We start from the raw sequence: 11,316 nt of genomic DNA on the forward strand, positions 1-11,316 counted from the left end.
TACACCTGACGGTCCATCAGGCGTGCCCCGAAGGTAATGAGGGGGCCGTGGAGTGGCAAGGCCGGGGGCGCCATCTGTTGCGGAGCCCGAGGGTGCGCCACCCTTGCGTACCGGGGGTAGCAGTCATAAGACTGCGAACGGAACTAGAACGCGTACCAGTTCGGCGGGGGACTGCTCAGGGCCACCGGGAGGCCTTCGAGTGCATGGCACAGCGCCGGGGGCCGCCGGGAGCCTCCGGATGCCACGAAAGGACGCATCATGGCCGCGGAACCCGTCATCGTCGAAGCCGTGCGCACCCCCATCGGCAAACGCGGAGGGGCGCTCGCCAATCTCCACCCCGCCTATCTGCTGGGCGAGACCTATCGGGAGATCCTCGCCCGCACCGGGATCCAGCCCGACTGCGTCGAGCAGATCGTCGGCGGCACGGTCACCCACGCCGGGGAGCAGTCGATGAACCCGGCCCGCACCGCCTGGCTCGCGATGGGCCTGCCCTACGAGACCGCCGCCACCACCGTCGACTGCCAGTGCGGCTCCTCGCAACAGGCCAACCACATCGTCGCCAACATGATCGCGAGCGGTGTCATCGACGTCGGCATCGGCTGCGGCGTCGAGGCCATGTCGCGCGTCCCGCTCGGCAGCGGCTCCAAGCACGGGCCCGGCAAGCCCTTCCCCGACGAGTGGAACGTCGACCTGCCCAACCAGTTCGAGGCCGCGGAGCGCATCGCCCGCAGACGCGGCCTCACCCGCGAGGACGTCGACACCCTCGGCCTCCTCTCCCAGGAGCGCGCCGCCCGCGCCTGGTCCGAGGAGCGCTTCAAGCGCGAGACCTTCGCCGTGCAGGTCCCGACGACCGAGGAGGAACAGCTCGCCGGGCAGGGCATGTGGCGCCTCGTCGACCGCGACCAGGGGTTACGCGACACGGACATGGAGGCGCTCGGCGGGCTGAAGCCCGTCATGCCCACCGCCGTCCACACCGCAGGCAACTCCTCCCAGATCTCCGACGGCGCCTGCGCCCTGATGTGGGCCTCCAAGCGCATGGCCCGCGCCCTGCGGCTGCGGCCCCGCGCCCGCGTCGTGGCCCAGGCCCTCGTCGGCGCCGACCCCCACTTCCACCTCGACGGCCCCATCGACGCCACCCGCGCCGTCCTCGGCCGCGCGGGCATGTCCCTCAAGGACATCGACCTCGTGGAGATCAACGAAGCGTTCGCGTCGGTCGTCCTCTCCTGGGCCCGGGTCTTCGACCAGGACCTCGAAAAGGTCAACGTCAACGGCGGCGCGATAGCCCTCGGCCACCCCGTGGGCGCCACGGGCGCCCGTCTGATCACGACGGCGCTGCACGAACTGGAACGCGCCGACAAGGAATTCGCCCTGATCACGATGTGCGCGGGCGGGGGACTGGCGACGGGCACGATCATCCAGCGGCTGTGAGGGCCGGATCGAGGCCGCGGCATCCCGTCCGGCGATCAGCGCACCGGCCGGACCATGACGTTCTCGTCCAGTCCTTCGGCCAGATCGCGCAGGAGGGTCAGCGCCGCCCTGATGGAGGGGCGGCTGCCCGCCTGCCGACGCCATACCGCGTAGATCCTGCGGCCCGGGGCGGGGTCCAGGGGAATGGCGCGCACATTATGGGGCAACGGCCCCCGGCCGAGCCGGGGGACGAGTGCCGCTCCCACTCCCGCGGCCAGAAGCGCGATCTGTGACTGGAACTCCTCCACGTGATAGGCGACGTCGACGGGCAGTCCCCGGTCGGTGAAAGTGCGTTCCAGCCAGCTGTGGCACATGGCCCCGGGAGAATGGCTGATCCAGCGCAGGCCCATCAGGTCGCCCACGTCCAGCCGGGGCCGGTCGGCGAGCGGGTGGTCCGCGTGGAGGAGGACGTCACCGACGTCCTCACCGATCTCATAGGTCGCCAGCCCGCCGGGGACCATCAGGGGAACGTTGTGCCAGTCGTGCACGATCGCCAGGTCGATTTCCCCTTCGGCGACCAGGCCCAGCGCACTGGACGGATCGGCCTCCAGCAGCCGGCAGTCGAGGCCGTTGTGCAAACGGCCGAGCTCGGCCAGCATGGGCGGAATCAGAGATCTGCACGCGGTCGGGAAAGCCGCCAACTTCATTGTGCCGAATGGCACTTGCCGCTGGGTCTCCAGTCTCGACTCCGCCTGTTCCAGCAAGGCGGTGACCTGCCGCGCCGCCTCCACCAGGGTTTCGGCGGCCGGAGTGAGCGTCACATGCCTGGCATGCCTTTCCAGCAGGGCCGTATGTGTTTCGCGTTCCAGCTTGGCGATCTGTTGCGAGACGGCCGACGGGGTGAAGCCCAGGGCCGCCGCCGCGCCGGTGATGGAACCGTGGACGGCTACCGCATGCAGGGCCCGTAGCCGGTTGATGTCGAGCATGAAGCCACACTAAAGCATGCCCTTCATGAACTTTTACGGTACACCCAGCTTTTCGAGCCGAATCCCGTAGTACCGTGACGCTCAGGAATTCCGGCGGTCGGCAGTCTGCCTCTCTTTACATACACACATCGCCCCTCCTTCAAACATTTTAGGAAGCCCCGGTGGAGCACCCGGAAAACGGTCCGACAGCAGTTATCGTCGACGGTTATGCGACAGGAAATTATCTGCCTGCGGCATTCAAACGACATGGAGCCCAGGTTCTCCATGTGTTCAGCAACAGGTCGGTCCGTAACGCGCTGGCGGTCCCGGATATCTCCCCGTATGTCACGTCACTCGACGCCGACGACGAGGAAGCGCTGATCGAAGAGCTGCGCCGGTGGTCACCCGCGTGCGTCGCGACCGGCAGCGAGATGGGCGTCGAGCTGTCCGACCGGTTGAGCGAACTCCTGGGTCTCGAGGGGAACGGCACCGAGCATTCCGCGGCCCGGCGCGACAAGTACGAAATGCTGGAGACGCTGCGCCGCTCCGGAATTCCCTGCGCCCGGCAGTTCAAGAGCTCCGACCCCCGTGAGCTCGCGGACTGGGCCGACGGGCTGGACTCCTACCCCGTCGTGGTGAAGCCGATCAGTTCCACCGGATCGGACGGCGTGACCTTCTGCGGCGACCGGGCCGCGGTCCTGTCCGCCGCGCAGAGCATTCAGGCCTCCGCGGACCTCTTCGGCCGCCACAATGCCGAGGTCCTGGTGCAGCAGCGCATGGACGGCACCGAATACATCGTGGACGCGGTGAGCTGCCGGGGCCGGCGTTTTCTCAGCGGCGTGTGGCGCTACGAGAAGCGCATGCTGGATTCGGGCCGCCGAATCTACGACAAGGATGTGCTGCTTTCTCCCGACGAGCCTCTGGTCGAAGAACTCAAGTCCTACGTCTACACGGTGCTGGATACGCTCCGCATCGATTACGGCGCGGCGCACGCCGAGGTCATGATGACCGAGGACGGCCCGATGCTGGTGGAGGTCGCGGCGCGCACCAACGGGAATTCCCACCCGGAATTTCACGACGCCTGCATGGATGCCAACCAGGCCGATCTCGTCGCCCTGGCCGCCGTGGACCCGGAGTCCTTCCTGCAGAAATACGCGGGACGGGATTACCGGAAGCTGGCGGAGGGCGTGGTGCACAACGCCATGACATCCCTGGACGGAAAGATTTCCGGATTCGACGCGGACGCGGTGGCCGCGGTCAGCTCTCTCGATTCGGTCTTCAAGGTCATCGTGAAGCCGTCCGTGGGGGACCGGATCATTCCCACCCAGGATCTCTCAAGCAGTCCGCTGCGGATCTTTATGACCCACCAGTCCCGCGACAACATCCTGGACGACTACGAGCGCATCCAGCAGATTAAGGACCGGATATTTCTACTCTCGTAACTCCGGAGCCGCCGCTGGCCACGGGGAAGAGGCCCCTGCTGGCGCTCATGGCCACCAGACTGGTGTCGTTCATCGGCGTCGCGGCCTATTTCATCCTGAGCTCGTGGCTCGCGCTGCAATGCGGCGCCGGAACGCGCGGCCAGGCACTGCTGGCCGGGGCGCTCGCCCTGCCCTCCCTGGCACTCGGCCTCTACGGCGGGGTGCTGATCGACCGCTGGGAGCGCCGCAAGCTCGCCCAGTGCGCCGAGGTGCTCCGGGCGGTCGCGGCGGGCGGGCTCGCCCTGTTCGCCTCGACCGGCGAGCTGGAAATGTGGCACCTGTTCGTCACCACCTTGATCATCGGTGTCGGAAACGCCATCACGCTCCCCTGCTACGGGGCGCTCCTGCCGGCCGTCTCCGTGGACGACCGACTCGTCCGCACCAACGCCCAGTGGCAGATCATGACGCAGATCGGCACCATTGCCGGAGCTCTCGTCGGCGGAGTCCTCGTCGGCGCCCAGGGCGGATCCGCGCTCTGGATGCCGGCCGCGGCGTACCTGGGAGCGGCGGCACTGCTCTTCCTCGTCCCCGCCGTCAAGCCGGCGCGCAGAGAGGTGAAGATCGGCCTGGTGGCCGAATTCCGGTCGGCGTTCACCGTTCTCAAGGCGGACCGGAAGCTGCTGCTGGTGACCGCGTTCTCCGTGGCCCCGGTGGGCTTCCTGGCCGCCGCCAACACCCTGCTCGCCCCGTTCGCCCAGAACGACCTCGGCACCGATGCCGCCGGGTTCGGGGTGCTGGACAGCGCCTGGGGCATCGGAGCCCTGGTGGCCGGCGGGCTGGTCTCCCGGATGTTCGGGGAGCGCAACTACGCAAACCTGTCCAAAGCGCTATTCCTCACAGGGCTGTTCGCGGTCCTGTTCTCGCTCGCCCCCGGCTTCCGCTCGGGGCTTGCCGCCGGAGTGCTGCTGGGTCTCTTCCTCAGCTGCGCCAACATCATGTTCCCGGCGTTCGTCCAGCGCGACGCCCCTCCGGCCGACCTGGGCAAGATACTCAGCACGGTCTTCGCGGCGTCCTCCGCGGTGCAGCTCTTCTTCGTCGCCTGGGTCGGCATCGCCGGGACCTCGGTATCGGCCCGCGTCATCCTGCTCGTGCTCGCCGTCCTCATGACGGCCATGGGCGTGCTGCTGCACTGGCTGCTGCGCGACTCGGGCGAGACCGCCCCTTCTTCCTCCTGACACCACCAGTTCAACGCGCCGTCACGGCGCTCACCAGCGGGGCTCGGAACCGCGCGGGAACCCTTTGCGGTCACCGGCGTTCATGAGCTCGCATTTGCAAGGGAAAAAGAACCACCATGCCACAGGGCGCTTCCATGTTCACTTCTGCACCGCAGGAGATAGACCACTCCATAGCGCTTGAACAGCTCCGCGAGGTGCTGTCCAAGGAGAACTACGAGGGAGCGGTCAAGTGCGCCATGCGGCTGTACAACGCGCTCCCGGACCGGGTGAACCTGAGCCGCAACGTCGTGATGGTCGCATACGGCGGCGGCAAGGACAGCTCCTACACCCTGGCCTTCGTCCGGGGAATGCAGCTCATCATCTCCCAGATCCACGGTTCGACGTTCCGCATGCGCGTGGCGACCAACCGGCACGCGGGAATGCCGCAAGCGGTGATGGACAACATCGACCGCGCGTACCAGGCGCTCCACCTCTATAACGACCCCAGTGCGGAACTCCTTCTGATCGACGGTCAGCTGGTGCGCGAGTTCGACGCGAACCTGCCGCAGACCACCGATGTCGTGGACCGGAACCGGATCGACATCCTGATGACCGGCCACCGCACCGCGGCCGATGCCCGGCCGACCTTCTGCAACGCCTGCAATCTCAGCATGGTCAACTCTTTCGGCCTCGCCGCCGGTCACAATGGCGGAGTCGACCTCATCATCACCGGCGACTCGCAGCAGGAGCAGCGGGACTACTACCTGTGGGTCTCGCGACTCGCCCGCAAGTTCGGCCTGCAGGCACCGCGCGGGATGCGCACCAGCTTCCAGGGATTCCTCGCCGCGCTGAACAACATTTCCCAGGCGTACTTCACCGACATTCACGGTGACCAGGCCCCCGACGTGATCGCCGAGCACGCCATCACCACGGACGTGCGCACCGGCCTGGAGTTCTTCTCCATCTACGACGACACCGCCTATGCCTCGGGCGACCACTGGGAACTCCTGACGGAGTACCTGGGCTTCCGCTTCGACGACATCGCCTTCAGCTTCACCGAGTCCGACTGCGGAAATCCCGCGCTCATGGCACACCTGCGTGCCCTCAAGTGCGAGCGGCGCTACGGACAGACGTACGCCGAGGGCCTCGACGAGTACGTCGACTTCGCGATCTCGCTCATGCACAAGAAGGAATTCCCGCCGCAGCTCGTCGAGATCATGCGCGAGCGCTACGCCGGTGAGGGAACCGCCGAGCGCATGCGCACGGCCATGAACACCTACGCGGCCGAGGCGTACGGAGTCACCGAGGAGCAGCTCGTCTCCATGGTCTACGCCCCGTTCACCGAGAAGGGGCTCGGGCTGGACGACTACCTCGCCCGCGAGCAGCCCGCACTGGTGGAGAGCACCCCGCTCGTCCACCAGCTCCTGGGCGGCAGCTTCGACCCGGACGGAGCGGACGAGAAGGCGGTGGCCGCCCGGCTGGAGGAGCTGACCGGTCTCGAGCTGAGCCGGCTCCGCGTGCTCTACGGCAGCTCCCTGCGGCTGCCCTCCACGGAGTCCAAGGGCCTCCAGCTGATCGACGCCATCCTCGACGGCGACCCGCACAAGGCCGTGGTCCAGACGCGGCAGACCCCCGGCGGTCCGCTGGTCCCCGAGCTCCTGTCGGGCCGCTGACGTGGAAGCCGCAGTCACCGGCTCCGACTTCGTCCAGCTGGGGGCGACCCGCGACGGGCTCGACCCCTACCTCGACTGCGCCCGCCGGCGTTCGCTCCGTGCCGTACTGGTCGAGACGCCCGCGTACCTGCGCTGGCGCAAGCTGCTCGGCCGGCGGCCGTTCGACCTGGAGATCGGGGTCGAGGAGCCGCAGGACCCCGAGCAGGTGCGCGAGGCGCTCGCCGCCGCCCAGGTGCGGCCGGCCCTGCTGCTGTCGGGCTTCGAGCGCTACGTCTACACCGCCTTCTCCCTGGCGCGCTCGCTGCGCGCCCTGCCCTGGCCGTCGGTGGGCGAGGACTTCCGGCCGCTGGACAAGCAGGAGCTGCGCTCCGCCGTCCACCGCGTCGCCGGCCATCTCGCCCAACCGCGTCACCTGCTCCTGGGGGCGGAGACCGGCGGGGAGACCGAGGAGATCGGCTACCCGCAGGTGATCAAGCCGGTCGACGGGGGCGGCGGGCTCGGCGTCCTCCTCGTCCGGAGCGCCGACCGGCGGCCCGCCGCGCTCAAGTACATCGAGAGCCTGGCCAATTACGGCGGCGGCGAGTTCACCGGGGTCGTCACGGAGGAATTCGTCGAGGGGCCGGAAGTCTCCCTGCAGGGTGTGGCCCACGCCGGGAAGCCGATACTGCTGAGCGTCTGCGAGAAGCTCACCGCGGTCGAGGACATTCCCGACGCGTCCGGGCTGGCGGGCTTCCGCGAGGTCGGACACATCGCACGGCACGGGAACACTGTGAGCCCGGAACTCCTGGAGCTCGCGCAATCCTGCCTCGACGCCACCGGATACCGCGAGGGCCCCTTCCACATCGACGCCATCCTGGGGCCGGACGGACCCGTGCTCGTGGAGATGGGATTCCGGCTCTCCGGCGGCAGCCTGGTCGCCCTGATCAAGCAGGCGACCGGTGCCGACTGGGCCGAACTGGTATTCCGCATCCACCTGGACGGCGAGGACCCCGGCCAACTCGTCGAGCCGGACGGGACGAAGAGCATCGGCCAGATCCGGGCCGTCTCGGAGGACCAGCTGACCGCTGCCGCCGAAATCGCCCCCGCCGGATGTTCGGTGCAGGTCCTTCCCGTCGGGCCGACGCCCTCCTTCGCGGAACTGACCGCCGACGAACTCACCATTCTCGCTTCGGACATCACGCGACACAGCGGATCCGTCGGACGAGTCCTTGTCACCAGTGCGCAGGACGGCGATGTCCGCTCCGTGCTCTCTTCACTAGCCGAAAACCGAAGGCGAGACTGACCCACCATGTGCCGACTCATCCTGGCCACCGGGGAGTTCTCCGCAAGCGAGATCCTCGGGGCCGCCGAAGCGATGAGCTGTGGCCGCACCGCCAACCACGACGGCCCCACCCAAGTGCATCCGAACGGATGGGGAGCGTTGTGGCGCCGGTCCGATGACCCTCAGGGCATCGGGACACACCGGGACGTGCGACCGCTCACGGAAAGCCACCACGAATCCCCGGTGGCGGAACTGAAGACCGACTTCCTCGCCGTCCACGCACGCCACGCGACCCTGGCGAAGAACCACGGCATGCAGTTCACGCACCCCCTGACGCGGGAAGGGGAAACCACCTGGCATTTCATGCACAACGGTTTCCTCCCGACCGTCCACCGGAATCTCGGGATGCCGGAGTCGGAGTTCGACTCGCGCGAATACTTCGACTACATCGTCCCCGACGGGAGCCGGCGGCTCGACGAGCAGGAGACGCTCGCCCGGCTGCGCGCCATCGCGCCCGGTGGAAGCTCCGGCAACGCCATCGCCGTGAACCGGGACTTCGCCTACGTCATCCACTGGTCGACGCCCGGCTCTTCCCGAAGCTACTTCGGCATGTCCCGGCTGCGGACCGAGCGATACACCGTGATCGCCTCGGAAATCATTCCCGACCTCGCTCCGGCGGACCGCTGGGAACCCCTCCCGGCCGACAGCCTCACCGAAATACCGCTCGACCGCGCCGCGCGTCCTGCCCGCCAAGGAGAAACCATCAATGCGTGACATCGACACGTGGGACCGCGTGGTCATCGACGCCACCGCGCAGCAGCCCGATCACGAACTGCTGCGCAAGCTGGTGACCGGGGAGATCCCCGTCGTGGTCCTGCGCAACCTCCTGCCCGCCGACGCGTTCGCCAAGAACCGGGAGCGCGTCGGGGAGCTCTTCTCCAGCGCCTCCACGACGAACTACGCCAACGGCACGCTCACCACGATCGGCCCGTACCTCGCCAAGTACCTGTCCGGCCTGGACACCTACTTCCAGGAGAGCAAGGAAGCGGGGGCGATGCTCGACAGCGTCTCCTTCGACCTGGCCGACCAGGTGCGTGACGGCCTGCGCAAGGCCTTCGGCCTCGACTCCCTGGAGCCGGCCCGCGAGCCCGACGGGCGGGAGTACGCCGCCTCCGTCGTCCGCATCCACGCGGACGGCGTGCGCAACCCGCTGCACAACGACAACATCATGCGGGACGCCGCCGACACGGGCCTCGTGCTGGCCGACCTCGCCTACCAGCTGAGCTGCGTCGTCTGCCTGCAGGAGTGCGAAGAGGGCGGCGAACTGCGCATCTACCAGCGCCCCTGGCAGCTCGACGACGAGAAGTTCAAGATCGACGGCGGGCTCGGCTACGACGAGGCCGTGGTGGACGGCCACCCCGGCCACGAGTTCAAGCCGCAGGCCGGCGACGTCTACGTGATCAACCCCACGCAGTACCACTCGATCGAGCGGGTCTTCGGCTCCGACCGGATCACCATGGGCTTCTTCATGGGCTTCGCCGACGAGGAGCTGGACTCCGCGGTGGTGTGGGGATGACCGAACCGTCGACGGCCTCGCCCGAAGCAACCGACGCCGAGCCCGAGCTCGAGCCGGCCTCGCAGAAGCTCCTGCGTCTGCTGCAGGAGGGCGGCGCCCGCTACCGGCTGATCGAGCACGAGCCGGAGGGCCGCACCGATGTGGTCAGCGCCATCCGGGGCAACAGCCCCGACCAGGCGGCCAAGTGCATCGTGGCGCGGGTCAAGAAGACCAAGAAGACCTCCCACTACGTCCTGGCCGTGGTGCCCGGCGACACGCGACTGGCGCTCGACCGGATCGCCGAACTGTGCGAGGCCCGCTACGTCTCCTTCGCCGACCAGCCGACCGCCGAACGCCTGACGGGCTGCGCCACCGGGACCATCGTGCCCTTCGCGTTCGACCCGCGGCTGGAGCTCATGGTGGACCCCGGCCTGCTGCGGCACCGGGAGATCTTCTTCAACGCCGGAGAGCTCCACCAGTCCCTGGCCCTGGACACCGAGGACTACGTCCGCCTGGCCGAACCCCGAGTGGAATCCATCGCCGAGAAGGCCCCGGCGGCCTCCGAGGACTGAGGCTCCCGGACAGTGGCCCGCACGCGTCACACACGACGCGCGCGGGCCATTTCCGCGTGGCTCGTATGCGCCGGGCGGTGATGTGCGCGCGGGTGCGGCGTGGCTAGGGTGCGCGGGTCCGGTCCGACCTACGCGAGGGCAGGGGTGGCGAATGGCTGCGGAAGAGAACGCCGGGGCGAGACTGACGATCGAGGCCAGGGGGGTGTTGTCCGCCGTCCGCGGGAGTGAGTACAACTACCCGTCCGTGGTGGTACGCAACGTCGGCACCGAGTGGATCGGGCCGGTGCGGATCACCGTCGAGAACCTGCGGAAGAGCCGGATGCGTTTCATGGACCCTCAGCTCACCATGTCCCGCTGGGAACACGAGGGCACGCCGCAGGAGGAGGTCCTGGGCGGCGCGGTGTCACCCGGCCAGGACTCGGAATTCGAGACGCTGACGTGCGAGTCCGTCGCACTCAACCTCGACTGCAAGCCGGGCCAATGGGTCGTGCTCTACCCCCGCGTGAGCGCGGGTTATCCCGGACGCCAGAACCCGCCCGGCATCTTCGACTTCACGATCGATTCGGCCGACGGTTCGGAGCGTCTTGGCCACTCCCAAGTGGTCGTCTTCATCAGCTGACGCCGCCGCCGGGCCATGGCCGGGCCTCCACGACTGCACGTAGAGCGGCGTAGCCGAACACTGCCGGGCCGACGAGGACAGCCTCGTCGGCCCGGAAGTGTGCTGTCGCCCACGCTCGGGGAACGTGCGGCGGATCGCGCCTGCTAACCGGCGGCAGGCGCGATGAAGCGCGGGGTCCAGAACTGGTTGGGGCGGCCATCCGGCTTGCCGAGCCTGATCTGGGCGCCGATGTGTTCGGCCGTCAGGTACTGCTCCTTGTCGTTGAAGATGGCGAATCCCCGCGGGGTCGGGTTGATCACCCATTCCACCGGCTGGGTGTTGTTGACCCAGAGGAGGTCGTCCTGGGCGCTGTCCGTGAGGACGGGCGTTGCCTCGTCCTCCTGGAACGCGGGACGGATGATGTACCGGCCCGGCAGCCCGGAGTCGGCGACGCGGTGGATGCGCCACTGCTGGGCGGGGCCCGGGTACGGCTGCTCCTGGGGGGCCGCGATCACGGGGGAGCCGTGGTCGACGGCATGCGGGGTGGAGGTCAGGACGATCTGGAACCCGATGTGGGCACCGATGACGAAGATTCCGTCGGGCAGGAGCTGGGACATGAGCTCTCCTTAATCTCCCCGGAAACCGGGTGG

The 11,316-nt window shown here is 68.2% G+C and carries 11 protein-coding genes; 9 read left to right on the plus strand and 2 right to left on the minus strand.

The window, feature by feature from the left end; all coding sequences use genetic code 11:
* Positions 1–258 precede the first annotated feature (258 nt).
* Positions 259–1,428, plus strand: coding sequence for a steroid 3-ketoacyl-CoA thiolase (locus tag ABD269_RS19445; RefSeq protein ID WP_344119435.1), 1,170 nt, complete (start codon positions 259–261; stop codon positions 1,426–1,428).
* A gap of 35 nt (positions 1,429–1,463) precedes the next feature.
* Here ABD269_RS19445 and ABD269_RS19450 read toward each other — a convergent pair whose 3' ends face one another.
* Entirely contained in the window at positions 1,464–2,393 is a 930-nt protein-coding gene (locus ABD269_RS19450) for a LysR family transcriptional regulator (RefSeq protein WP_301887709.1), read from the minus strand.
* A gap of 161 nt (positions 2,394–2,554) precedes the next feature.
* Here ABD269_RS19450 and ABD269_RS19455 point away from each other — a divergent pair, with 161 nt between their 5' ends.
* From ABD269_RS19455 to ABD269_RS19490, 8 genes are all read left to right on the plus strand, one after another.
* Positions 2,555–3,814, plus strand: a complete 1,260-nt coding sequence (locus ABD269_RS19455; RefSeq protein ID WP_344119438.1) for an ATP-grasp domain-containing protein — start codon at positions 2,555–2,557, stop codon at positions 3,812–3,814.
* Positions 3,815–3,861: 47 nt separating this feature from the next.
* Entirely contained in the window at positions 3,862–5,028 is a 1,167-nt protein-coding gene (locus tag ABD269_RS19460) for an MFS transporter (protein ID WP_344119440.1), read from the plus strand.
* 134 nt (positions 5,029–5,162) lie between these two features.
* Positions 5,163–6,680, plus strand: coding sequence for a PqqD family protein (locus tag ABD269_RS19465; RefSeq protein ID WP_301887712.1), 1,518 nt, complete (start codon positions 5,163–5,165; stop codon positions 6,678–6,680).
* A gap of 1 nt (position 6,681) precedes the next feature.
* A complete protein-coding gene (locus tag ABD269_RS19470) occupies positions 6,682–7,962 on the plus strand; it encodes an ATP-grasp domain-containing protein (RefSeq protein ID WP_344119443.1) in 1,281 nt (426 codons plus the stop codon).
* A 72-nt stretch (positions 7,963–8,034) separates the two neighbouring features.
* Complete coding sequence (locus ABD269_RS19475) at positions 8,035–8,715, plus strand: class II glutamine amidotransferase (RefSeq protein WP_301894498.1); 681 nt, start codon at positions 8,035–8,037, stop codon at positions 8,713–8,715.
* Positions 8,708–9,517 carry a 2OG-Fe(II)-dependent halogenase WelO5 family protein gene (locus ABD269_RS19480; RefSeq protein WP_301887714.1) on the plus strand — a complete coding sequence of 270 codons (810 nt, stop codon included), beginning with the start codon at positions 8,708–8,710 and terminating at the stop codon, positions 9,515–9,517. Before ABD269_RS19475 ends, ABD269_RS19480 begins: the two co-directional genes overlap by 8 nt.
* Positions 9,514–10,068 (plus strand): YbaK/EbsC family protein, encoded by a 555-nt coding sequence (locus ABD269_RS19485; RefSeq protein ID WP_344119446.1) that lies wholly within the window; start codon positions 9,514–9,516, stop codon positions 10,066–10,068. The genes ABD269_RS19480 and ABD269_RS19485 overlap by 4 nt, the downstream gene beginning before the upstream one ends.
* Positions 10,069–10,219: 151 nt before the next feature.
* Positions 10,220–10,687, plus strand: coding sequence for a hypothetical protein (locus ABD269_RS19490; protein WP_344119448.1), 468 nt, complete (start codon positions 10,220–10,222; stop codon positions 10,685–10,687).
* Between the two features lie 143 nt (positions 10,688–10,830).
* On the opposite strand, the gene ABD269_RS19495 is transcribed toward ABD269_RS19490, so the two are convergent.
* The gene (locus tag ABD269_RS19495; RefSeq protein WP_344119450.1) at positions 10,831–11,283 is read right to left on the minus strand and encodes a hypothetical protein; all 453 of its coding nucleotides are present in this window, start codon (positions 11,281–11,283) and stop codon (positions 10,831–10,833) included.
* Positions 11,284–11,316 lie beyond the last annotated feature (33 nt).

The organism is Streptomyces blastmyceticus, from assembly GCF_039521185.1.
Taxonomy (GTDB): Bacteria; Actinomycetota; Actinomycetes; order Streptomycetales; family Streptomycetaceae; genus Streptomyces; species Streptomyces blastmyceticus.